The organism is Desulfosporosinus lacus DSM 15449, assembly GCF_900129935.1.
GTDB lineage: Bacteria > Bacillota > Desulfitobacteriia > Desulfitobacteriales > Desulfitobacteriaceae > Desulfosporosinus > Desulfosporosinus lacus.
In genome coordinates this window covers 20,353-42,006 of record NZ_FQXJ01000019.1, presented here as the reverse complement: position 1 = coordinate 42,006, position 21,654 = coordinate 20,353, and the positions used below count along the sequence as shown (strand labels likewise).

The following is a 21,654-nucleotide window of genomic DNA, read 5'->3' as shown; positions in this document are numbered from 1 at the left end:
TTAAAATGAGGGAGGAATATGATGTTCCGAATAAAGATACCGGCTACTTCCGCCAATCTCGGACCTGGTTTTGATTGTTTAGGAATGGCCCTTCAACTTTACAATACGATCACTGTAGAAACTAAACGCCCCTTTCGAATTTCTTTAACTGGTTCTTACAAAGAGGGCATCCCAGCAGATGAAAGCAATCTTGTCTGGCGAACTATGTGTCATTTTTGGGACCTTATCCACTACCCTGTCCCAACTGTCGATTTAACCTTTGAAAATTGCATTCCTCCTGCTCGGGGTTTAGGCAGCAGTTCTGCAGCCATCGTTGGAGGACTTGCGGCTGCTAACGCAATAGCCGGATCACCTTATACAAAGTTAGAGTTACTACAGATAGCCAATGCCTTAGAGGGACATCCGGACAATGTTACTCCCGCATTATATGGTGGCGTGACTCTATCTGTTCCCACAGAAAAGGGAGTACTTCCAAGAGTCTTAGCTCAATCCCCTAATCTAAAGGCGGTTGTTATTATCCCAGATACACCCCTCAATACCAAAAAAGCGCGCAGTATCCTGCCGCCGCAAGTTCATCGAAAGGATGCCGTTTTTAATATTTCTCATGTTTCGCTGCTTACTGAAGCCTTCATTCGTGAAGAGTATTCCCTTTTAAAGGAAGCCATGTGTGATAAGCTTCACCAAAGTCAACGCGCTGCGCTTATTCCCGGCTTACTAGAAACATTGGAAGCGGCTCTTCAAGCTGGGGCTTATGGTGCTGCACTTAGTGGATCCGGCCCTACACTGTTGACCCTCATTCCCAGAAGCTTTACAGAGGATGTCTCCCTAATCATGACAAATATGTTAGAAAAGCACGGCATTAACGCTGAGGCTATGGTCCTTGAGATTGATGCGAACGGAGCTTCATCAATTTAGGCAACTTTTATGTGTTCCATATAGTCAATATAGGACTTGCTCTCACTGCAGAACGTCTATAATCTTTGCTTTATCTAATCATCCAGCCCGCCTTGAAAGGTGGGCTTTTCTTTATTTCGCCCTTCATTTGTCTTTGGTTGCAGTATATTAAAAGTGGACAAACGCTCACTAACCTTATGGTCTGGTCGTATAAACAATTGGACGTAATCTGACATATCCTAATAGAAACACAATCTTATTTTCAGCGCTTAGAAAGGAAGAATCCTATGAATAAAAATTATAACTCAATTCAATTATTCAAGAAAAATAGGGGAACGGATGGCTCATCTCCTGAGCAACTAACTAAAGAAGACTTGCCTGATCCTGAACAGCAACTATCTGAACTCATTATTCGACCACTGGAGTCAAAGGAAAAGGAAAATTCCTCAGGATCAACTTCTGAGCCATCTCCACTCTCCCCGGGAATTTCAAAAATACTGGAAACACTGCTTCCCATATTTAACGCCAACCGCAAAGATAATTTCCAACTGGACTTAGAAAAATATAAAGATATACTAAAGTGGCCAATCTGGTCAATTTTCAAGAAACCACAGTAATTCCAGTATAAAGAAAATTGACTAAGGACTAACCAGCCGCTGTTTGCCGAATTAATGTCAGCATACAGCGGCTCTAATACTTCAGTGAATAGAGACAACCTCATGAGGATCAGCAGATTTTAAACTGTCTAAGTATTTGACTGCCTGCAAGGCCGCTGTTCCGCCTTCTCCAGCTGCCTTAATCAGTTGATAAGGTTGGCCTGTGCAGTCTCCCGCAGCATATAAACCCGGCATACTTGTCTCTAGTTTGTGATTGACCTTAATAGCGGCCTCCTCCATTTCCAAGCCAGACACCAACTGCTCGGCAGGTAAGGTGTCTCTCAATATAAAGACCCCATCAACGATCAATTGTTCCTCCCCTAGGTCAAGTTGCTCCACCTTTTGATCCCCTGTGATTTTCTTAGCTTTGCCTTTTTTAATCTCAACTCGTGGATCAAGCTTCAGTATTTCACTGTAATAAGGAATATAGTAGACTTTAGAACAAATATTTGCCATATAGTTAGCTTCATCTTCCCCTTCTTGATTGTAAGAAATGATAGCTACCTTTTTATCTTTATATAAGGGTCCATCACATGTTGCAATAATTATGGTATCCGCTTCAAAGGATTTTTCTTTGCCCATCAGTGTATATGGCGGCCCAGGATAAATATTTGTCACTTTAAACGGCGTGATTGGTATGTCCTTTTCCTTTACGTGGTCTAGGAACCGCTGCCGTAATTCTTCCCCTCCAATTTCCGGGAAACCAAGCCAGTTGTCCACTTGTGGAGCTTTCGAGAGTTTGGGACTGCAAAATTCAGAACCCAGTAATACAAAATCACGATTTCTAATTTTAGCATTAAGGGCCGCTGATAACCCAGCTGGTCCGCACCCTATAATAGCTAATTCATAGTGATCTTTTAGTGCATGAAGATCTTCTGACATCAATAGTATCCTCCTTTATATTATAGAACGGCTTGTTATAGTCTTTCCCAAATGATGATAATACATAAAGACTAAAAAGGATTTTTCAGTCTTTATACTTCTAAGCTTAGTTTCAGGTTTGTTTCTTTTTCATGTTCTAGTGATTGACGGTTTGCCTATATACATAGTAGAATATACACAATAAACCTATGTGCACGGTGACATTAGCTGAGGAGTACATATATGAACGAAAATATTGATAAAAATACCTTAACTATCCCCATTGAGCGCTCCATTCAAGCTGAATTACTTCTTCTCCTGGGACAAAAGGCTTCTCATGGGTATGAGCTGATTCAACGCTTGAACGATGCAGATTTTAAAAACGGAGAGGCAGATACTGCAACAGTCTATCGAAATCTAAGACGTATGGATAAGGATGGCCTTATTAACTCCCATTGGGAGGTTGGTGAATCCGGCCCAGGCAGGCGACTTTATCAATTAACTCCTCAAGGGGAGAAGTCTTTAAAGATTTGGGTTCAATACATCTCTCAACAAAAGGCCAAGCTGGAGATTTTCTTGCAAGCTTATAGCCAGTATGAAGAATCTTTATTTAATGAGGAAAATGGGGTGCATAAACCTTGAGCAGTTTATCGAAAACTCTCAGAATTATCCATGCTGGTGCCTTACAACAAGTGATAAGAAAATGTGTTAAACACTTTTCCAGCCATAATGCAAATCTTACATTTGAGGCGACCGGAGTTGGTTCAAGGGAGGGAGCGAAGCGCTTATTATCTGGAGAAAACTATGACATTATTGCCCTTGCTGATCAGGCACTCTTTGCGGAATTGCTGGTCCCCGATTTAGTGAAAAGTTATTATATTTTTGCAGCTGATCAAATTGTGATTGGATATAGTCAACTTTCTAAGGGGAGCGAGGAGATTAATCAAGGGAATTGGTTTGAAACTCTACTTGATCCTCAAGTTACTTTTGCCCGTTCTGACCATCATCTTGATCCTTGCGGCTATAGAACACTGATGGTTTGGCAATTGTCTGAATCCTTCTATTCAAGACCTGGCCTATACTCAAAAATGGAATCAGCCTGTATCCCCTACTCGCTTTACCCTAAATCATTGGATCTTGCAAGTGCTCTAGTTAATGGTAAGGTTGATTATGCTTTTCTTTATTCTTCTGAGGCTGAACAGCTGGGACTTCCCTATATCACCCTGCCGTCAAAGGTCAACCTCTCAAACCCTGCTCATGCAAATTTTTATGACCAGGCGGCTGTATCCGTAGAAAGCAAAGTCCCCGGGAAGAACATTATCATCCATGGTAAACCCATTGAATTTGCAATTGGCATATCTAAAGAAAGTCAAAATCTTGAATTGGCTCAATCCTTTGTCGAACTGCTGACTGGACCTGATGGCAATTCAATATTAGAAGAATGTGGGCTTATCCCCTGCTAAATTTCTCTGTAATGACACGAAAAAATGCCTGTGACTATTCTCTTGTGAAATGCGATACAAATTAAGGGAGGCATCAGCGTGGAGATTAACTCCAACAACGAGAATAAACCTTCTTCGGAACTGCCCAGATTGGTGAGCCTCTTTGAAATTGCCACAACGGTTCTTCACATTGGACTCGTGTCGTATAGTTTAGCCGCGCTTGGTGAAGCCAAGAAATCCCTTGTCGATAAGAAAAACTGGATGACAGATGAGGAATATCTAAACGGGGTAGCTCTTTCCCAGCTCTTGCCCGGAGCGCCTGCTGTAAATCTAAATTCATACATTGGCTATTTCCTGAGAGGTTTTTCTGGAAGCTTAGTTGCCACGGTTTTTTTCGTAATTCCTTGTTTTATACTCATGGTCATTCTTACCCACCTTTATCTGAACTATAACGATATCCCCTTAGTAACCGCGTTGTTTAAGGGTGTAGGTGCATTAGTTGTGGGCCTTGTGCTAAACACCATTATCGATCTCTGGAAAAGAGGGGTAAACTCCCCTCAATTAACGATTTTGGCAGTTAGCGGTTTTCTTATGATTTATTTCTTGAAAGTTAATATCATTTCACTTCTCCTTGTTGCAGGAGTCACAAGCCTAGTGTTTACTTTCCTGACTATTCACTTTTCCGGTTGGAAAGCTTTGATGGATCAACGGTTTTGGATGGCGAAAAAGACCTCTCAAAAAACCGTCATGACTGTTAAATTTATGTTCAGCAAAAAAAAATACATAATTATGTTAATTATGCTTTCAACGCTTATTTCTATTAATTTTATTATAAATTTTAGCAACCCGACTTTTCAACAGCTTGGAAACACCTTCTTTAAGATCGGGGGATTAACTTTTGGGAGTGGCTATGCAATGCTCCCATTTATTCAGGATTCAATGGTCAATCAATATCATTTCCTTACTGATCAAGAATTCGGGGTCGCCCTGGCCTTAAGCTTACTAACTCCTGGTCCGGTCACAGTAATTTCTGCCTTTATCGGCTACAAAGTGGCTGGATTATTTGGGGCAGCCCTAGCTATGGCCAATATGTATTTACCTGCTTTCGCTGTAGTCAATCTTATTTCCGATCTTTATAATCGAGCTGGTAAGACTGATATTATTAAAATGGTGATTACCGGAATTGTAGCTGCCTTTATCGGCACCTTATGGGCTGTAATAATTAAATTAGCTGGGAGTTCCTTAATCGATTTACCGACCATCGGAATTGCCTTAGCAGCTTTTCTCGTACAACGCTTTACTAAGATTGACACTCTCTGGATCATAATCTCCGGAGCTCTACTCTCACTCCTAATCTTTTAATGAAACACGAAAAAAGGACAGGACACTACCTTCAATGACCCTTGTATCATTGACTTAATCTTGACAAGGATCGGTCAAGGATTGTCATAGACAAATAAAAGGTTAAGTGGACGGTTGCAATTAACGACTTTTATATTTATAGTCTTAAGTAAATAATTCACTAAGTTCATCGAGACCACTATCTGGTCTCGATTTGTAATCTACGGTTAAAATAAGCAAAAAAACAAAGTAGAGTAATTGGGTGGTGAAATTGAGTGTACTGTGATCTCTTAATAAAGAATGGTTTTATTATTGATGGTTCAGGAAAGCCTGGATTCTATGGTGATCTAGCTGTATCTCAAGGAAAGATCATCAAAATATCAACCAAAATCGAATTCCAAGCTGAAAGAATCATTGATGCTTTTGGCTTAACGGTATGCCCTGGTTTTATCGACCCCCACGCGCATGAAGAGCTTACCGTTTTATCCAGTGGTAGGTTTGAAGAGTATTTACGTCAAGGAGTAACGACGACGATTAGTGGAAACTGTGGGCATTCCATAACTCCCTATTCTTCGGATAATATTTATAAGTATATGGTTAAAAAAGGGCTTATATCAGTAAAAACAATGGAACAAAATAAGCGTGTGGGATTGGCCTGGGCGGATTTTCTCAGTTATACAGATGTTATCAAGAACAAAGGAACCAACTTGAATATGGGATTTCTCTTAGGGCATGGTACTTTAAGATGGAGTATTATAGGGGACACAAAGCATAGGAAACCAACAGCCCAAGAAGAAAGCAAAATTATTCATTTGGTTGAAGAGGGCATGGAACAAGGCGCCTTAGGGATCTCAACCGGCCTGACCTATAGCCCCAGCAAATATGCTGAAACAGATGAAATCATAGAACTTGCCAAGGCAGTAAAAAAATACGATGGAATATATACATCCCATATTCGAAACTATCTGGGCACCTTGGAAGCCGTCCAGGAAGCTGTAACTATTGGCAAAGCAACAGGCATACGAGTACAGGTGTCCCATCTGACGCCGAATTGTCCTGAGGGATTTGATGAAATATTAGTTGCCAGGCAACAAGGCTTGGAAATCGCTGTTGATACTATCCCGAAGAGCAGTGGACACTTCAGGAGAAAAGATCGCTTATTTCAGTATTTAACTAACTGTGATTCCATCCTGACTTCCGAAGAAAGACGCAAATTAATAAAAAGAATACGTTTTAAAGAGCACCTCATGGCTATCAATACCGGGGATCCGTCCATGGAAACTCGAACCTTAAAGGAACTTGCGATAGAGAGTAAGATGAGCGTTAATGAACTACTCCTCGATCTATTAGAAAATGATCGTCATGAACTGACCTTCTGTCACGGAGGACTTATCCGACAGGATTTCCCAGGAACGCCTTATCCTGATAGCATAGCCCAAAATCCACTGGTGATGGTTGGTTCGGATAGAGTATCCGGGGAATTCGACGACCCTTATGCCTGGTATGAATTATTTAGAAAAGGTTCATTTCCGCTATTTATTAGTTTGTGCAGACAAAGCGGTGTGAGATTAGAAGAGATTATCCGAAGGATTACTTCCTTACCCGCACAACAATTCCGGTTGAGTAATAGAGGTACGCTCTCTACAGGAAAGTCAGCCGATATCACCATCATCGATATGGATAATTACTCTTATCCCTTCAACCCTGAAATAGACTATAAAAACCCCTTTACTATGGCTAAAGGGGTTAAGTATACGATCATCAATGGCAAAGCAGCCTTGGATGATGGAACTATAAAACAATTAAATTCGGGCCAATTATTATCAAGAAATGGCAAAGTTTTATGAAGAATACTAATACTATTACAATGATTCAAATTTTAAGGTTCTAAACGAACTTTAAATAAATCGGTATAGACTCTTTTTCCACTTATAGCCCTGCTCTCAAATAAAACAACTTCCTTTACCAGGAATTCACCCAGCGTTCCAGATTGAACAGTAGAAATATCTATATTGTCAAGGTTGGGACGAGAGGCCAAGGTTACATGCGGTTTAAATTGCCGTTCTTCCAATTCAAAGCTCTTGTTTCTGAGTTCACTATGTAGTTCATCCCTTAGTCTATTTAGTTCAGTTAAACTTCCATTTACCGCGGTCCACAATGTATGAGGACGTTTAAAAGAAGGAAATGCCCCTAATCCAACTATATTTAAATCAAAGGGTTTAAAGTTGCTCGCGACTCTAGAAAGTGTTTCAGTAAGTGCTGGAATCCTACTGGCATCTAATTCCCCTAAAAACTCCAGGGTTATATGAAAATTATCTTGTGATTTGAAGGACCCATTAACCCCGAGAAGTCTTAGCTCTGACTGAAATTCAATCAGGGCTTGTTTAATTTCAGCTGGCAAATCCACTCCAATGAATAATCTCATACGGTATTCTCCTTGTATTTTAGTTCAATCGACCAACCTTATTATTTAATAAGGCCAGAAACTCTTTCTTTTTTTCATGATTCTCAAATATTCTAGTCGGAATAATGTGTGCTGAATCAGCATTTACATAGATAAAAATATGTTCTTTGTCTTCAACAATATTTTCTACAGCATTGAACGGTGTCCTTGCTTCACTGTGTTGACTATTATCAACGATTTCAGTTTCAGATATCGCCAAATTATGAGTTCCAACCACACTATGGTTTTTTCCCTCAGCAAGCATCTTTGAGATTTTCCTTGAAACGATCTTCCTTATACGTTTTGGGTAAAATGCAACCCAGTATATATACAAGAGAATAAATACAACTAACCAGTACCCTAGCGGCATATTCGTAAAATTCCTAATTATGAAAGGTAAAATTAAAAAAGATAACGAAAAAACATACCGTTGTAAAAAAAACGACCGCCTCGCTAATTTAGAATAGGTAATATGGAATATATTGAAATCAATGAGATCCTGTTTATTTAATTCGTACGTAAAATTCACATCGTTTCTCCTTTCATTTCCTACAAAACTAAAACACCCTTTTCCCTTAGATAATGAATTGGTATTTCATGTTTTCTCTCCTAAACAATATCTAATGACACTCTCTGCGTGTATCTTAGCAGTATTTAGGAACGGAATATTAAACTCATCCTTTGTAAGAATAAGGGGTAATTCTGTACAGCCCAAGATTAACCCCTCAATCTTTTCCTCATTAACCGGTAGTAATCTAGTGTGGCCTCCGGCCCAAAACCACCTATCATCCCAATTTTCTTCACCAATCATACCCTCCCTTAAGTTCTAGTATGACCCAAGTTTTGCTGCCCAACCTTTAAATCCTTATAAGGATTAGCCCATTTATAGAATATACTTCAACTCACCGTCAGACGATCCTTAGCCTTTTAGGGCTTCCATGATTTACAATATTTCCGACCCTCCTAATAGCTTGTTTCCCAACGTATAAATATAAAGATAAATTTGTTGAAAATACGGGAAGAATGCTTTTTAATAGGAGGAATATAATGGGAATATCGGGGAAGCTATCCGATTTAAAGATTTTGATAGCTTTATTTGGAAATGCCTCTATAAAAGAAATCATTCAGTTTAAAGAATTAAGAAATATAACCAATCCTAAAGTTGCTTAAAGCTAATCTCACTCGCTGAAAATCATTTCAGTTTCTTCTTATACCCCTTATGCGTGTCAGGATTATATCCTGCGGATTCGTAAAATTTACAAGCATCAATTCTATTAGTGTCTGTGACAAGAATTATTTGTGAGCAGCCTTTTTCGACAGCTCTTTTTTCAAGCTCCGATATCAGTCCTTTCCCAACCCCATGATTTCTATATTTATTATCAACGATCATATTTTCCAGCACCATAAAAGGTTTGCAACCTCCATACAGCTCCCCACAGATAATTCCCATTACAGAACCTATTAGCTGATTGTTTTCTACAGCACTAAGCAATAAGTATGAATCATCCTCCTGAAACTTGCTGAAGTTTTCATACATACTTTCAACCGAAGACTCTTCATTCCAAAATTGCTTGTATAGCACTGCAAGTTGAGGAATATCTTCTGCAATCATGTCTCGAATTATCATTTTTTCTACCTCCACCATAAGTGTACCTATTTTATCTTTTTTTTCATTCTCTCCATATAATGTTCATTAAAATATTATAGACATTGGACATCATACAATCTATAATATAATTATACAACGCATTATAAGAGAGGTGTTTATAGAATGAATAGTGATGCAGTAACCAAGACTTCACCACACCGCGCATTGTTTCATGCGCTGGGATTGACTAATGAGGAAATAGAACGTCCCTTAATCGGCATTGTAAGTTCTCAAAACGATATCGTCCCAGGGCATATGAATCTCGATAAAATCGTAGACGCTGTAAAGTTGGGTGTAGCCATGGCTGGAGGGACTCCTCTTGTTTTCCCTGCGATTGCTGTATGTGACGGCTTGGCGATGGGACATCAGGGCATGAAGTATTCTCTTGTCACTAGAGAATTGATTGCCGACTCTACTGAAGCCATGACACTTGCTCATGCCTTTGATGCACTGGTTATGGTTCCAAACTGTGACAAAAATGTTCCTGGATTGTTAATGGCTGCAGCAAGATTAAACGTTCCAACCATATTCGTCAGCGGCGGACCGATGCTTGCAGGCAAAGTGGATGGGCAAAAGGTTAGCTTTTCCAGTGTTTCAGAAGCAGTCAGTCAATTTCAAGCAGGAAAAATTACTAAGGAAAAATTACAAGAATTTGAAAATAAAGGGTGTCCAACCTGTGGTTCCTGTTCAGGCATGTATACAGCCAATAGTATGAACTGCCTTACAGAAGTATTGGGAATGGGGTTGCAAGGGAATGGAACTATCCCTGCGGTTTATTCTTCTCGTATTCAGCTGGCAAAGCGCGCGGGTATGCAGATTATGGAGTTACTGAAAAAGAATATCCTGCCAAGAGATATTATGACTAAGGATGCCTTTGAAAATGCTTTGACCTTAGATATGGCCTTGGGTTGCAGTACCAACAGCATGTTGCATCTTCCTGCGATTGCTCACGAATGCGGTATTGAATTAAATCTTGAAATCGCTAATGAAATTAGTGACAAAACTCCTAATCTATGCCACCTCGCGCCTGCCGGGCATAACTTTGTAGAGGAGCTCGATGAAGCTGGCGGCATTTACGCGGTTATGAACGAAGTCAATAAATTAGGTTTGCTTAAAACAGATTTAATAACCTGCTCTGGTAAAACTGTAGGAGAAAACATTGCAGGTTGTCTGAATAAAAATACTGAGGTAATCAGGCCTGTCGAAAATCCCTATAGTAAAACAGGTGGGATTGCTGTATTAAAGGGAAACCTGGCTCCTGATTCCTGCGTTGTCAAGCGTTCCGCCGTGGCCCCAGAAATGCTTAAACACGAAGGCCCGGCAAAAGTATTTGACTGCGAAGAAGATGCCATGCAAGCAATTACTTCCGGCGGAATCACAGCAGGAGATGTTATTGTAATCCGGTATGAAGGCCCTAAAGGCGGACCAGGCATGCGAGAAATGTTAAATCCCACTTCGGCTATTATGGGATCAGGACTTGGAGGAAGCGTCGCACTGATTACCGATGGGCGATTCAGTGGGGCCACCAGAGGCGCGGCAATCGGTCATGTTTCTCCTGAAGCAGCGGTAGGAGGAAATATCGCCTTAATAGAAAACGGAGACACTATCCAAATTGACATTATGGCAAATGAAATCAATTTTGTTATAAGTGACGCAGAACTAGAAAAACGAAGAGCAAATTGGAAGCCAAGAAAGCCAAAAATTGTAACCGGATACCTTTCGAGATATGCCGCCCTGGTAACGTCAGGAAACAAAGGCGCAATTTTAGAAATTCAAAAGCAATAGCATAACAAGCAAAAAGCAACCAGCAACCAGCAACCGCATTCGGGTTTCGCTGGTTGCTTTTTTTTCGGCAAGTTTGACGGTTCTCTTAACCACCAGCTTAACTCAACGATAATTTTTCTTCCCTAATTTCTTTTTGCGCTTTCTTACTGAGTTTTCCTACAACTAATTCATAAGACATATCTATCATTTGTTTTACGATATCATCGGGCACATCGCCATCTAAATACAAAGAATTCCAGTGTTCTTTATTCATATAATAGCCTGCAACGATATGTTGATAATTTTCTCGCAGGGATCGCGTAAATAAGGGATCGCATTTCAAGGTAATAATCGCCTTTTTATCTTTATCTCCACCTTGCATAGCAAACATTTTTCCACCAATAAGATATCTTGTCGCATCCCATTCCACCTTGAAATCCTTTTGTGATCCTTTCTTAGAAAGACAGTACTCGTCAAGCCATTCATAGTTCATTTAAAATCGCTCCATTTCACTTAATTCGATAACTTTTGAGCATAGATGAACATGTCTGTCGTGCAGCTGCCGTCACTTTCAGGGTATAAATCTCGGTGAAGCTGCAGTATCCTTAAATTGTTCTTCCCTAGTGTTTTCTGAATAAAGTCTTCCGAGTAATAGTTGAAGAATATGTAATCGTCAGGACTAAAACTAGTTGTTTCAAAACCCGATTTCACTCCCTCCATACAACTCAAATATAAGAAGCCATCCCTGCTTAATACTGCACTTATATCATTAACAAGTTTCTCAGCTTCCTCATTTAATAAATGGGGTAAACAGAATGATAATACAACTGCATCGTATACCTCATCATTTAAATTCAGGTCTCTGATATCTCCAACCAAGAAGTTTACCTTTGGAGATACGACGTTTGCTCGCGCACGATTAATCATCTCTGCTGAAAGATCGATGCCTAAGATCTCAAAGTCTTTATTTGATTCGATCAAGAGCTTTGCAGCATTTCCAGGACCACATCCTACATCTAAAATCTTTGCACCAGGCAATAAAATATCGCAGAACCCCTTTAATTTACTCTTATAACTCTCGAAATCCATGAACTTGCTTTGATATGAATCCGCATGTTTATCGTATGTTTCTATCGTCTTCAGCGTTTTATCCAAATCCAATCATCCTTTTTTTCCTTGATAGGAGTTACCATACTAGATGGCATAATCATCTGAAGAAACTTACTTGACTTGGTGTCCGGTAAAAAAAATAGGATCTGCCTACTTATCCCTCACTCATAAATTTGCTAAAAGCTTTGCAAACTTTTTATCTGAGAGAATTTCATTTGTTACAAATTCTCCGTTATAAAATAAACTATAAGTTGTAAATGGGGCAGGTGCATTTTGGGCCTGTTCAGTTGTTTGATACTTTACCACTCGAAAGGCTATCCCCTTGCTCTTTGCTGTCTCCACAATTAAGGACACATATTTTTCAGTAAAGGGACATTGATTACTGTAAAATAATACAAAACCCTGTTCACCTATTTTTGCATCTTTTGCACAAGACTTAAAGCATGGCTTCTCAATATTTTCTTCAAATGGAAGATACATAAGTTCATAGTAAGGTAACGCAGTATCCGCTAACAAAAAGCCTTTATATTTGAAGTATTTGGGGTCTGACAAAAAGGTCATTTTACTTTTTGAAGAAAGAACTGTTAATCCCTTCTTTCCTTTTCTTTTGCTGTCGTCAATACACTCATTTAAAAGTTCATTGGAGATTCCTTGACCCTTGTATTGGCCTGAAACCCATAAACAATTAATGAACATATACCCTTCAGCGTTTATGGGACACCAAGCTTTTTCAGCAGGTATATATTCAATAAAGACTTTTCCTCTGACATCCCCTTTTTTAAATACAAGGCCATCTGCAAAACGTTCCGCCATCCATGCTTTTTTCGACATAACTTGACAGTCGTTGTTATCTGAAATAGCACAGCAAATATGTTCTTCTTCAAGATTATCCTTAGTAATTGTAATGATATTCATCAACATTCCTCCCTCGCATACGCTTTATATGGCCTGTTGGACTCAAGCATACAAATAAATTGGAATTACTGTAAACTCATTATTATATAGTTTTGCCCACTGACGGCAGCATTGGTTCATACATCATGATTGCGTGATTCTCTGTGATGAATTCATCACCTATTTGCTTGTTGACAGCGTCAAGAACCTTTCGCCTAATTGCATTATGACGTATGTAACCCCCCCACCATTCATGAGTAATCAGATGGTCACTTTCATAAACCTCATATTTTTGAGTCAACAACTGCTCGCTTCTCCATTCTCCACGTAGTTCTGAGTCGCTTATCCAGAGCAAAAGTTGATAGTTTTGTGAAGTATTATTTCTTATTTGTAAGTCAATATAATTGTAAACAACAGTAGCCCCGCTTCCGAATGGTTGTGTCCGGTTGCTATCAGGAAAAACGTCATGTGTATGGCGCCAGCGTTCTGTGACGGTTAACGGTGTATGAATTGCCATCCAATATATGAGATTAGAAAGTTGACAAAGGCCACCTCCCACCCCCGGACAAAATGATCCGTTTGTCAGAACCATCCCTTTCTTAAATCCCTTTGCCTTTGAAGGTTTACCAACTAGACGCCAGAGAGAAAATGTTTCACCTGGCTTTAATATTAAACCATGTATTTTAACTGAAGCCAGTTTTAGATTAGTTACCTTGTTTTGCTGGAGCCACATATCTACATTTCTCAGGCGTCTATATAATGGAGTGCTATGGCTAGCGATAAGATACGGAAGAGGAGTTTCCTTGAAACCAGACGCATACTTAATTGATCGATGAAAAATCCACTGAAAATAGCGACGCCAAGTATAATACAACTTCCCTAGGAGCATACGTAAATCTGAACGTTTGACCGGACGCTCAGAGTGAAAAAGAGTATTAAACTCCAAGTCTACCCACTCCCCTCATGATCAAATGTTCTCACTTCCAAAAAGCAACTCTATTTCGTTATATTCGTAATAATCTGATATTCGATGTATTGAAACAATAAGTACGTTACTATACTGAAACTCGCAATTAACACCAGCAAAAGAATTACCCTAAGTTTTTCGCTAACTCGTATCGTCGTTACGATCTTATAGAACAGAAGTAATGGTACCACTAGATATATTGCTACTGCAATTGCTAAGCTCATACTCAACCAACATCAACCCCAACCACACTTCGTAAATTACAATCCGAATCAGATAGATATTATGCGAACATGTTCATATATAATCTTGACATCCCATTATTTTAATCCGGTTATAATTATTGCAAATACCTAAAACTATCCTAAATTAGAAATTCGACAAACATCTTACATGTCCTTCATTAAATTCAATTATTAACCTATACACCCAGAATTGAAACCATCTCCAGCTTATACATTAATCCGACTAGACTTCGGTGCTTTTCAATAAATTATGTGCCAGAGAAGGCAAGACCTAGCTCACTCCAGCAATTCTAGCATTCTAAACATACATATTAACATCGGAATCTCCGAATCGTACTTGGCAAAATAAAAAAGCCCCCAATATTGGAGGCTCCCAGCCGAAATTCCGTCTTGTTTAGACCACTATTCTGAACATATCCCACAATCACTCTGCTTTTTCTTATAATCACTGATCTCTTTTCCCGTATCACTTTTCACAACTTGAGTATCGGGATCGACGCTCTGTTTTTCTGAGGTCGCTGCAGGAACAACACAAGGAGGTTTTAACGGCGACATAAGACAAGATTTATAGCCACCGGTGAGATTTTTAACGTTATATCCATTTTGGGTTAAGATCCTGGAAGCCACATACCCTCTGAGCCCAATTTGGCAATATTCCAAGATCTCTTTAGTTTTATCGAGTTCCCCTAACCTTGCTCTCAGACTATCCACTGGAATGTGGAGTGCTCCCTCAAGGTGTCCATTATTATATTCTGTTTCTGTACGGACATCCACTAAGATCGTATTTTCTCGGTCATAATCCAAAAATTCCTCGATCGACATGATATCCACTCTGCCAGCCAGGACATTCTCCGCAACAAAGCCCGCCATATTGACGGGATCTTTTGCTGATGAATAAGGTGGTGCGTAGCAAAGCTCCAATTCCGTCAAATCTGAGACAGTTCCACCCAGTCTTATAACCGTTGCAATGACGTCGATTCTCTTATCTACACCATCACTGCCTACGCCCTGTGCTCCTAAGATTTTACCTTCTTCATTAAAGATCAGTTTCAAGGTCATCATGAATCCTCCAGGATAGTATGAGGCATGAGACACTGGATGTACGGTAATTGTTTTATAAGGAATATTAAGGTGTTTCAGAGTCCGCTCATTATTCCCGGTACTAGCTGCTGTTAAGCCGAAGACCTTAATAATCGAAGTACCTTGAGTTCCCTTATAAGAAGTCCTTAGACCGGCTATATTGTCCGCTGCTATTCGACCTTGTTTGTTAGCAGGCCCTGCAAGCGGAATCGTTGTCGCTTGCTTGTTGACAAAATCAACGACTTCGATGGCATCCCCAACTGCATAGACGTTTTCCACATTGGTTGCCATGTATTCATCGACTAAGATATGGCCCTTAGGACCGATCTTAATTCCACTTTCTTTAAGAAATCCTGTATCTGGAACAACTCCAATGGCCATGATCACAAGATCCGTAACCAATGTTTTCCCACTGTTAAGGCTTATCTCCACACTGCTTTCCTGATCCTTAAATGACTTAACCCCATCATTTAAGATAAGTTTGACGCCATGATCGAAAAGTTCCTTTTCCATAGCTCCAACTATATCCGAGTCGAAAGGTGCCAAGACATGTGGTGCTGCTTCAACTAATGTAACGTCAAGCCCTCTATGTTTTAGGTTCTCTGCCATTTCCACACCGACAAAACCGCCGCCAATGACGACTGCACTATTAGTTCCCTCTTTGTCCACATAGGCTTTGATCCGATCAGTGTCCGGTATGTTCCTTAATGTTACGATTCTCTGACTATTGACACCTTCTATAGGAGGTTTAATCGCTTTTGCGCCGGGGGATAAGACAAGGTAATCATAAATCTCTTTATAAGTACCATTGTTCTTGGTTCTGACCGTTACTACTTTATTACGGGTATCTAAATCAATTACCTCGCTGTTGATTCTTACGTCGATATTAAATCGACTCTTCATGCTTTCAGGAGTCTGGACTAAAAGACTCTCTCTTTCTTTTATGGTCCCTCCAATATAATAGGGTAAACCGCAATTTGCAAAAGAAATGTACTCATCTCTTTCAAACATAATAATCTCCGCAGTTTCGTCGAGTCTTCTAAGCCTCGCTGCTGCAGATGCCCCTCCAGCAACACCACCAATAATCAAAACCTTTTTACTCACTGCTTATCCTCCTTAGGTTCTGCAATTTCCTTTTCGACTATCTATTTGATCTTACAATTTTGTAGCCTCATTGTTGGTCATCAAGCAAGCGCATCAACCGTTCTCGTTCCTCTTCTAAGTCCTCTCGTTCTGCCACCATTCTTGGTTGCACTGAATGAAAGGGCCAGCGGGCTTTTAAGTCGGCTAACTTTTCCTCCACATCTTTTAGAAGCAGCATTAGCTTCTGCTGATCTTTACAGGGTTCTTTTTTATTGATCCATTGTCCTTCCTCATCCATTCGATTCCCTCTCCTCTGACGAGGTAAACGTAATTGCGCCATGCATACACGATTCCATACAAGCCTCACACTCAATACAAATTGCAGGGTCCACAACTGGCAGATGTGAAAAAATAGTGATCGCTTGAACAGGGCATGCATTAACACAGCGTTTACACCCTCGACACAGTTTTTCTAAGATGAACGCGGCCATCTATCTGCAACTCCTCTCATTAAGAGAAACACACGGTTTCTCGCTTAGCAGCCTGCTCAGCCAAAGCCGCGAGGAGCTGAGTTTGGTGCTCCTTGGGACCCTTTATCTCCACTTGACCCCATGACATTGACCGTTGTAAACCGCTGTTTTATTTGATCTCCGCCACATATTGGGCAACTCTGTTGGTCTTTTTGACTAATCGTACAAAAGATCGAAAACTTATGCCCACACGATTGGCACACCAAATCATAACTTGGCATTTGATTAAACCTCCCTTATTGACACATTATTTAATTTAATCTTGAGAATAATTTTAGCCACTGTTACAATAGCCCATCCCTATAATCACAGATCCTGCTACTTACTATTTTACTTCCTCCCCCATATACCCCCATACCGTATCATATTTATAATATATTCGCCTCTCTTTAATTTGTCAACACTTCTGACCTATTCATTCTCTTTACCAATTTTCGGATAACCGTGTACTATTATATCTGGTTTATGGTCCCTTTGACCGCAATCCTACATTTAATGTTTCCATTACAACATTGTTCCATCCATACTGTTAAATAACAGTATGGATGGAACGAGTCAAAAAAACTCTATTTAAACTCTAAATTCATGGGTTTTCGGCGGTGCGATTGTGACACTTATGACACGAATCTGCCCCTTGATCTTCAGGGTTCTGTTCGCATTCACTTCCAATCACCAAGGGTATCTTGAACGTTTTCCCGGTCACCCGACTACTTTGATTCCAGGCATCTCCCTCATGACGCAAAAAAGGTAAATCTTCCCCCTTAGACGTCACAAGAATTTCATCCCCCATTTTTAACGTCGGAAATTTCGGATTCGTAACCTGCTTTTGCATTTGAAGAGCTAAGTCCTCCTGACTCTCAAGTTTCTTAGTCAGAGGAGGTTGATCTTTAGTTCCATGACAATCGAGGCATTGAATATGAACAGCCTCATGTTGGGATGTGTATAATTCCCCATCTCCCATGGTATCAAGTCCAGTATGACAATCAATACAGTCTAGACTCACTTCACATCGGGCAAAGAGTTCACCGGGCAAATAATAATCACTCACGCGATCCGTCCAAGTTAAGTCTCCAGCCTGCCAATCCCGTGTGACTTTGTCGATATCAGGCCGTGCAGTAAATTTCATTTGAATTGGATCATGGGTCCCTTGGTTATGACATTGGTTACATTGAGTATAAGGAATTTGGGTTGTCAGGCGGTGAACCATTCCACGCCCGCTTTGATTCTCCTTAATGGTCGTATCATTGCCGATATAAGTATGAGTTGGGTTGGTCAAGACATGGCAGGCTTCACAACCATTTCCCAGAACGTTTCCGTTCGCTTCGCCCTTTTGATTACTCAGGGATGTTGAACCTTTTGAAGCCTCTTGTTCTGTAGTCGCTAGGAGAGGATTATTTGCGGCCAAGAGTAAATCTCCTCCGCTTTGATGACATTGACTCAGACAACTCTGTTGAAATATTTCTTCATTAGGTCGCCCCTGCAACGGATTTGGATAAACAAAGGCCCCTTCGCCTTTGCCAAGACCTGAAACCTCGCTGGTTTTATCAAGCCCAAATATCCGGCGCACAACACTTAACTCTCCAGCTTTCGTGGACATAATCGAGGCTTTCACTGTATCCACTTGATTTTTAGCCAGCTCATGATTCCCACTGTGACAGGCAGCCCCATTAGGACCTGTCCCCCCGCAACTTAAGGATGCTACATCTAAGGACCCTGGATGCCCGCCTCCATACATTTGAGCATGGGCCGTCCTTTTGTCCAGCGACCGAGGGTTTCCGCCATGGCAAACTGCACATCCCAGGGTATTACTGGGATGGGAGTCCGATATCTCTTCAAGCCCCAGGTGACAGGTTTGGCAACGTTCAACTTCTCCATTCGGAAGCACGAGATTGACGATCTCAGGTTTTCGATTTTGATAACTGGCGATTTCTGCTTGTATTCTCTTTTGCTCGTCAGCATCACTAATCGTTCCGAGTTCAAATTGCAGCTTAGATGTTTGCTCAGTAAAATACTCTGTTTGATAATCAGCCCATTCCTGAGACTTAGACTGTTTCAGGGTTAGAATAACCATCAATATTAAGAAAAGACTTGCTAATAAAAATGCTTTCTTCATTTTAAGTCCACCATAATTCTTTGACGACAAACCACAACAGAAGGGCACAAACAAAAACAAAGAGAGTCATAAAGATTCTTTGACCCCACTTTACACCCAAAACATCAACCAACCAGGGCAACCCTGAAATTCCGGCAATAATTAGAATGGGAATTAGCAGAGCCCCGACCCGCGGTGGGAGATATAATAATAAAATTTGAAACGGACCAAAAATCCAGGGAGCAACAGCATGGGAAACAGATGGAGCCTGATTACTCGTGCCGACACTAGGCTGGAACATTAAAGCCAAGCCTAGGCAAAATGCCAAGAAAAATAGTGCAGCTATTCCCTCTTTTTCTGTAAGGTGTTTAAGCGGTAAACGTGCCATATGGACTCCCCCTTAGAGCGGACGTACTCCCCCGTCACGACGAACACGCCAGAAATGATAAAGTTGTAATAAAAAAGCAACCATAGGCAGGGCAACACAATGCCATACATACACTACAAGGGTACTTCCACTTAACACAGAAGGTTCTCCAAACAAAATCTGAGCCAACCCGCTCCCTATTAGTCGAATTAATCCTAATATGTTTACTGCTACAGTGGCGGCGGCACCACTTTCCTGTGATCCAATTAATAAGTATCCTGTAAAATCTAAAAACAATACGAAAATAAGCAACCCCACTCCAACAAGCCAATTCAACTGTTTGGGAGGTTTATAGGAATGTGTCCAAACGACTCGCAGCATATGAAGGTTTACAGTTACCACCATGAGTTGCCCCGCCCAATAATGCAAATTCCTGATGACTCCACCATATGGAATCACCGATGAAATAGTTAAAATACTACTGAAAGCATTATCTCCTGGTTGATAATGAAACATAAGCAGGAGACCCGTCACCCCGAGTACGATGAAGGCTAGAAATGACACCCCTCCAAGGCAAAAGGTATAAAGTACCCTGAGCGCTCCCTCCGGAACAAATCTTGGTCTAATATGATTCACAAAGTTTTTGCTATCATTCATACTCGAGTATCCATTCCTACTATTTTTGAAGTATTAATAATCAGCGAACCGTCCGATTGAGATTGGACAGCGACTCTAGGCAAAGCCTTAGGGGCAGGTCCTGATACAGTCATACCTTCTTCATCATAAATGCTGGCATGACAAGGACAAATCCATTCTTTCTTTTCTGCATGATAGTTTACCTCGCAGCCAAGATGAGTACAGGTGGCTACCAACGCCATGACCCCAGAGGAATCTCTTTTAACCCAGACACGAGCAGCGGCTGTGTTTTGCCAGCCGCTGTTTTCTGAAAGTGGTTTTTTATAAACCACCAGGGGAGATTTCTGTCGATCCTCTTTACTTGTGAGATACTTAAAGAGAGGTTCAATAGTCAAGGCAGCTGAAGCGATGACCCCGACCCATGCTAAACGCAACACGGCACGTCTCGTCCATTCTGACTGCTTAGGCATGTGCAATCTTACCTGGTTAAGAAACCTGGTCAAACCTAACCTTTTCCTTTCCTGTAATTCTATGACCTTCCAGGTTTAAGTAAGTGAACTCGTTCAGCTAAAACCGAACATCGAGCTTCAGATACGGGAGTATTGCCGAAGTTGCTATCCACAAAGGATACCTTCCGACTTAGGAAACCTACACCGAAGGCACAGGCTCCATAGAGCATTAAAATGACTCAATATTTAGAACCAGCTATTCGTTTGCCCAGCATAGGTTATGACATACCGCACGAAAAATCCTCCAAATAAGACCAGGAAACTGCTGCTGATTGTCACAGGCCAAACCCATTTCACTGGGATTTTTCCCTTAAGTTCCATTAACTCCATGAACAAAGGAATGATCAACCCAAGTCCGACGATTAAAAGCCAGAAAACCCAAGCATAGTTTCCAACCAACAAACTGTTAAAGGCAATTGACTCACTGGCTGAGCTTAATCTGCCCATTACAATCATTATTAGTATAATCAAACACTCTAGGATTATCAATCCGGCATCAGCTTTAGTCAAGACGTGTAATTCTTTGTGCCGAGCCCGTTTCCAGGGGCTGAGATTCGAAATCAGGATCACTGCAGCAACCCCAGTCGAAAGTGCAGAAACTAAGAACAGTATTGGCAGCAGCGGAGCATTCCAGATCGGACGTACTGCTGCATTGAGAAGAAGACCTGTATAGGATGCAACAGCAATGGATAGAAATGGCATTAACTTTGTCAGGTGCTTTTTCCATCGTTTCAATTGCTGTGTCTGACCTATTTTTTGATAAGTTTCTGGAAGCCAAAGGTAAAGGTAAACAAAGCTCAACATCGTGAAAAACAGAATGATCCAACTCCCATAGGACATCGGAGAGCTCAGTTCCAGTGTTAAGAATAACTGATAAAAATTAAACGGGCTTCCGAGATCAAGTACCAGCACGCCTAATCCCAAGGAAATCGGGAAGGGTGACAGATAGGCCCCCCAGCGGCTGACTCGTTCAAATTCTTGGCCACCGTAGAGAAAAGCGAGATTCGAGGTGATCATGGCTCCAGCACTCAGTCCCGCAGTGAAAAGATAAATGACAATCATTAATCCCCAAGTTAATTCCACTTAGTCCAC

General features: G+C 40.8%; 25 protein-coding genes and 1 pseudogene. 8 read left to right on the top strand and 18 right to left on the bottom strand.

Annotation, left to right across the window (positions count from 1 at the left end; translation table 11 throughout):
- Positions 1-21 precede the first annotated feature (21 nt).
- Both thrB and BUB11_RS20770 read left to right on the top strand, forming a co-directional pair.
- Entirely contained in the window at positions 22-915 is an 894-nt protein-coding gene (thrB, locus tag BUB11_RS20775) for a homoserine kinase (RefSeq protein WP_073031913.1), read from the top strand.
- Between the two features lie 266 nt (positions 916-1,181).
- Entirely contained in the window at positions 1,182-1,511 is a 330-nt protein-coding gene (locus BUB11_RS20770; protein ID WP_073031911.1) for a hypothetical protein, read from the top strand.
- 81 nt (positions 1,512-1,592) lie between these two features.
- Here the strand turns inward: BUB11_RS20770 and BUB11_RS20765 are convergent, their stop codons facing one another.
- Entirely contained in the window at positions 1,593-2,432 is an 840-nt protein-coding gene (locus tag BUB11_RS20765; RefSeq protein ID WP_073031909.1) for an NAD(P)/FAD-dependent oxidoreductase, read from the bottom strand.
- 222 nt (positions 2,433-2,654) lie between these two features.
- Between BUB11_RS20765 and BUB11_RS20760 the strand changes: the two genes are divergently transcribed.
- The 4 genes from BUB11_RS20760 (at position 2,655) to BUB11_RS20745 (ending at position 7,041) form a co-directional block, all read left to right on the top strand.
- Positions 2,655-3,053: a PadR family transcriptional regulator gene (locus tag BUB11_RS20760; RefSeq protein ID WP_073031907.1), complete on the top strand. Its 399-nt coding sequence runs from the start codon at positions 2,655-2,657 to the stop codon at positions 3,051-3,053.
- Positions 3,050-3,874, top strand: coding sequence for an extracellular solute-binding protein (locus tag BUB11_RS20755; protein ID WP_073031905.1), 825 nt, complete (start codon positions 3,050-3,052; stop codon positions 3,872-3,874). The genes BUB11_RS20760 and BUB11_RS20755 overlap by 4 nt, the downstream gene beginning before the upstream one ends.
- Before the next feature lie 78 nt (positions 3,875-3,952).
- A complete protein-coding gene (chrA, locus tag BUB11_RS20750) occupies positions 3,953-5,215 on the top strand; it encodes a chromate efflux transporter (protein WP_073031903.1) in 1,263 nt (420 codons plus the stop codon).
- Positions 5,216-5,469: 254 nt separating this feature from the next.
- On the top strand, positions 5,470-7,041 hold the full coding sequence (locus BUB11_RS20745) for an N-acyl-D-amino-acid deacylase family protein (protein WP_073031901.1): 1,572 nt from the start codon (positions 5,470-5,472) through the stop codon (positions 7,039-7,041).
- A 32-nt stretch (positions 7,042-7,073) separates the two neighbouring features.
- Here the strand turns inward: BUB11_RS20745 and thpR are convergent, their stop codons facing one another.
- The 3 genes from thpR to BUB11_RS20730 all read right to left on the bottom strand — a co-directional run bounded on the left by thpR (position 7,074) and on the right by BUB11_RS20730 (position 8,448).
- Positions 7,074-7,619: an RNA 2',3'-cyclic phosphodiesterase gene (gene thpR, locus BUB11_RS20740; protein WP_073031899.1), complete on the bottom strand. Its 546-nt coding sequence runs from the start codon at positions 7,617-7,619 to the stop codon at positions 7,074-7,076.
- Between the two features lie 19 nt (positions 7,620-7,638).
- Positions 7,639-7,902: a YcxB family protein gene (locus BUB11_RS28485; protein ID WP_242947628.1), complete on the bottom strand. Its 264-nt coding sequence runs from the start codon at positions 7,900-7,902 to the stop codon at positions 7,639-7,641.
- Between the two features lie 330 nt (positions 7,903-8,232).
- Positions 8,233-8,448, bottom strand: a complete 216-nt coding sequence (locus BUB11_RS20730; protein ID WP_143187676.1) for an aspartate/glutamate racemase family protein — start codon at positions 8,446-8,448, stop codon at positions 8,233-8,235.
- Between the two features lie 236 nt (positions 8,449-8,684).
- On the opposite strand from BUB11_RS20730, the gene BUB11_RS28865 reads away from it, so the two are divergent.
- Positions 8,685-8,807 (top strand): hypothetical protein, encoded by a 123-nt coding sequence (locus BUB11_RS28865; protein WP_282434029.1) that lies wholly within the window; start codon positions 8,685-8,687, stop codon positions 8,805-8,807.
- 22 nt (positions 8,808-8,829) lie between these two features.
- Here BUB11_RS28865 and BUB11_RS20725 read toward each other — a convergent pair whose 3' ends face one another.
- Positions 8,830-9,264: a GNAT family N-acetyltransferase gene (locus BUB11_RS20725; protein ID WP_073031895.1), complete on the bottom strand. Its 435-nt coding sequence runs from the start codon at positions 9,262-9,264 to the stop codon at positions 8,830-8,832.
- A 144-nt stretch (positions 9,265-9,408) separates the two neighbouring features.
- Here BUB11_RS20725 and ilvD point away from each other — a divergent pair, with 144 nt between their 5' ends.
- Positions 9,409-11,070: a dihydroxy-acid dehydratase gene (ilvD, locus tag BUB11_RS20720; protein ID WP_073031893.1), complete on the top strand. Its 1,662-nt coding sequence runs from the start codon at positions 9,409-9,411 to the stop codon at positions 11,068-11,070.
- A 97-nt stretch (positions 11,071-11,167) separates the two neighbouring features.
- Here the strand turns inward: ilvD and BUB11_RS20715 are convergent, their stop codons facing one another.
- The 13 genes and pseudogenes from BUB11_RS20715 to nrfD form a co-directional block, all read right to left on the bottom strand.
- Positions 11,168-11,542, bottom strand: a complete 375-nt coding sequence (locus BUB11_RS20715) for an MmcQ/YjbR family DNA-binding protein (protein ID WP_073031892.1) — start codon at positions 11,540-11,542, stop codon at positions 11,168-11,170.
- A gap of 20 nt (positions 11,543-11,562) precedes the next feature.
- Positions 11,563-12,204: a class I SAM-dependent methyltransferase gene (locus BUB11_RS20710; protein ID WP_073031891.1), complete on the bottom strand. Its 642-nt coding sequence runs from the start codon at positions 12,202-12,204 to the stop codon at positions 11,563-11,565.
- A 120-nt stretch (positions 12,205-12,324) separates the two neighbouring features.
- Entirely contained in the window at positions 12,325-13,074 is a 750-nt protein-coding gene (locus tag BUB11_RS20705) for an N-acetyltransferase (RefSeq protein ID WP_073031890.1), read from the bottom strand.
- 82 nt (positions 13,075-13,156) lie between these two features.
- Positions 13,157-13,942: a VanW family protein gene (locus BUB11_RS20700; RefSeq protein WP_073031977.1), complete on the bottom strand. Its 786-nt coding sequence runs from the start codon at positions 13,940-13,942 to the stop codon at positions 13,157-13,159.
- Positions 13,943-14,676: 734 nt separating this feature from the next.
- Positions 14,677-16,449 (bottom strand): annotated as a pseudogene (locus BUB11_RS20695) (FAD-dependent oxidoreductase); the annotation flags it as partial.
- 67 nt (positions 16,450-16,516) lie between these two features.
- A complete protein-coding gene (locus tag BUB11_RS28480; protein WP_073031888.1) occupies positions 16,517-16,726 on the bottom strand; it encodes a hypothetical protein in 210 nt (69 codons plus the stop codon).
- Complete coding sequence (locus BUB11_RS28475) at positions 16,719-16,919, bottom strand: DUF362 domain-containing protein (RefSeq protein WP_073031887.1); 201 nt, start codon at positions 16,917-16,919, stop codon at positions 16,719-16,721. The genes BUB11_RS28480 and BUB11_RS28475 overlap by 8 nt, the downstream gene beginning before the upstream one ends.
- Positions 16,920-16,975: 56 nt before the next feature.
- Entirely contained in the window at positions 16,976-17,179 is a 204-nt protein-coding gene (locus BUB11_RS20680; protein WP_073031886.1) for an FmdB family zinc ribbon protein, read from the bottom strand.
- Between the two features lie 362 nt (positions 17,180-17,541).
- Positions 17,542-19,071, bottom strand: a complete 1,530-nt coding sequence (locus BUB11_RS20675; RefSeq protein ID WP_073031885.1) for a hypothetical protein — start codon at positions 19,069-19,071, stop codon at positions 17,542-17,544.
- A 1-nt stretch (position 19,072) separates the two neighbouring features.
- Positions 19,073-19,438: a hypothetical protein gene (locus BUB11_RS20670; protein WP_073031883.1), complete on the bottom strand. Its 366-nt coding sequence runs from the start codon at positions 19,436-19,438 to the stop codon at positions 19,073-19,075.
- Positions 19,439-19,450: 12 nt separating this feature from the next.
- Positions 19,451-20,074, bottom strand: coding sequence for a cytochrome b N-terminal domain-containing protein (locus BUB11_RS20665; protein ID WP_073031881.1), 624 nt, complete (start codon positions 20,072-20,074; stop codon positions 19,451-19,453).
- Complete coding sequence (locus BUB11_RS20660; RefSeq protein ID WP_073031879.1) at positions 20,071-20,523, bottom strand: QcrA and Rieske domain-containing protein; 453 nt, start codon at positions 20,521-20,523, stop codon at positions 20,071-20,073. The genes BUB11_RS20665 and BUB11_RS20660 overlap by 4 nt, the downstream gene beginning before the upstream one ends.
- A gap of 225 nt (positions 20,524-20,748) precedes the next feature.
- On the bottom strand, positions 20,749-21,645 hold the full coding sequence (gene nrfD, locus BUB11_RS20655; RefSeq protein ID WP_073031877.1) for an NrfD/PsrC family molybdoenzyme membrane anchor subunit: 897 nt from the start codon (positions 21,643-21,645) through the stop codon (positions 20,749-20,751).
- Between the last annotated feature and the right edge of the window lie 9 nt (positions 21,646-21,654).

What these genes read in the sequence shown, in the direction of transcription:
- BUB11_RS20665 (WP_073031881.1), bottom strand. Translation starts at nt 20,074, where the DNA reads ATGAATGATAGCAAAAACTTTGTGAATCATATTAGACCAAGATTTGTT.
- BUB11_RS28480 (WP_073031888.1), bottom strand. Translation starts at nt 16,726, where the DNA reads ATGGATGAGGAAGGACAATGGATCAATAAAAAAGAACCCTGTAAAGAT.
- BUB11_RS28475 (WP_073031887.1), bottom strand. Translation starts at nt 16,919, where the DNA reads ATGGCCGCGTTCATCTTAGAAAAACTGTGTCGAGGGTGTAAACGCTGT.
- BUB11_RS28865 (WP_282434029.1), top strand. Translation starts at nt 8,685, where the DNA reads ATGGGAATATCGGGGAAGCTATCCGATTTAAAGATTTTGATAGCTTTA.
- thrB (WP_073031913.1), top strand. Translation starts at nt 22, where the DNA reads ATGTTCCGAATAAAGATACCGGCTACTTCCGCCAATCTCGGACCTGGT.
- BUB11_RS20680 (WP_073031886.1), bottom strand. Translation starts at nt 17,179, where the DNA reads ATGCCAAGTTATGATTTGGTGTGCCAATCGTGTGGGCATAAGTTTTCG.
- BUB11_RS20700 (WP_073031977.1), bottom strand. Translation starts at nt 13,942, where the DNA reads ATGCTCCTAGGGAAGTTGTATTATACTTGGCGTCGCTATTTTCAGTGG.
- BUB11_RS20730 (WP_143187676.1), bottom strand. Translation starts at nt 8,448, where the DNA reads ATGATTGGTGAAGAAAATTGGGATGATAGGTGGTTTTGGGCCGGAGGC.
- BUB11_RS20670 (WP_073031883.1), bottom strand. Translation starts at nt 19,438, where the DNA reads ATGGCACGTTTACCGCTTAAACACCTTACAGAAAAAGAGGGAATAGCT.
- BUB11_RS20760 (WP_073031907.1), top strand. Translation starts at nt 2,655, where the DNA reads ATGAACGAAAATATTGATAAAAATACCTTAACTATCCCCATTGAGCGC.
- BUB11_RS20660 (WP_073031879.1), bottom strand. Translation starts at nt 20,523, where the DNA reads ATGCCTAAGCAGTCAGAATGGACGAGACGTGCCGTGTTGCGTTTAGCA.
- BUB11_RS20715 (WP_073031892.1), bottom strand. Translation starts at nt 11,542, where the DNA reads ATGAACTATGAATGGCTTGACGAGTACTGTCTTTCTAAGAAAGGATCA.
- BUB11_RS28485 (WP_242947628.1), bottom strand. Translation starts at nt 7,902, where the DNA reads ATGCTTGCTGAGGGAAAAAACCATAGTGTGGTTGGAACTCATAATTTG.
- BUB11_RS20725 (WP_073031895.1), bottom strand. Translation starts at nt 9,264, where the DNA reads ATGATAATTCGAGACATGATTGCAGAAGATATTCCTCAACTTGCAGTG.
- ilvD (WP_073031893.1), top strand. Translation starts at nt 9,409, where the DNA reads ATGAATAGTGATGCAGTAACCAAGACTTCACCACACCGCGCATTGTTT.
- BUB11_RS20705 (WP_073031890.1), bottom strand. Translation starts at nt 13,074, where the DNA reads ATGAATATCATTACAATTACTAAGGATAATCTTGAAGAAGAACATATT.
- BUB11_RS20765 (WP_073031909.1), bottom strand. Translation starts at nt 2,432, where the DNA reads ATGTCAGAAGATCTTCATGCACTAAAAGATCACTATGAATTAGCTATT.
- BUB11_RS20770 (WP_073031911.1), top strand. Translation starts at nt 1,182, where the DNA reads ATGAATAAAAATTATAACTCAATTCAATTATTCAAGAAAAATAGGGGA.
- thpR (WP_073031899.1), bottom strand. Translation starts at nt 7,619, where the DNA reads ATGAGATTATTCATTGGAGTGGATTTGCCAGCTGAAATTAAACAAGCC.
- BUB11_RS20675 (WP_073031885.1), bottom strand. Translation starts at nt 19,071, where the DNA reads ATGAAGAAAGCATTTTTATTAGCAAGTCTTTTCTTAATATTGATGGTT.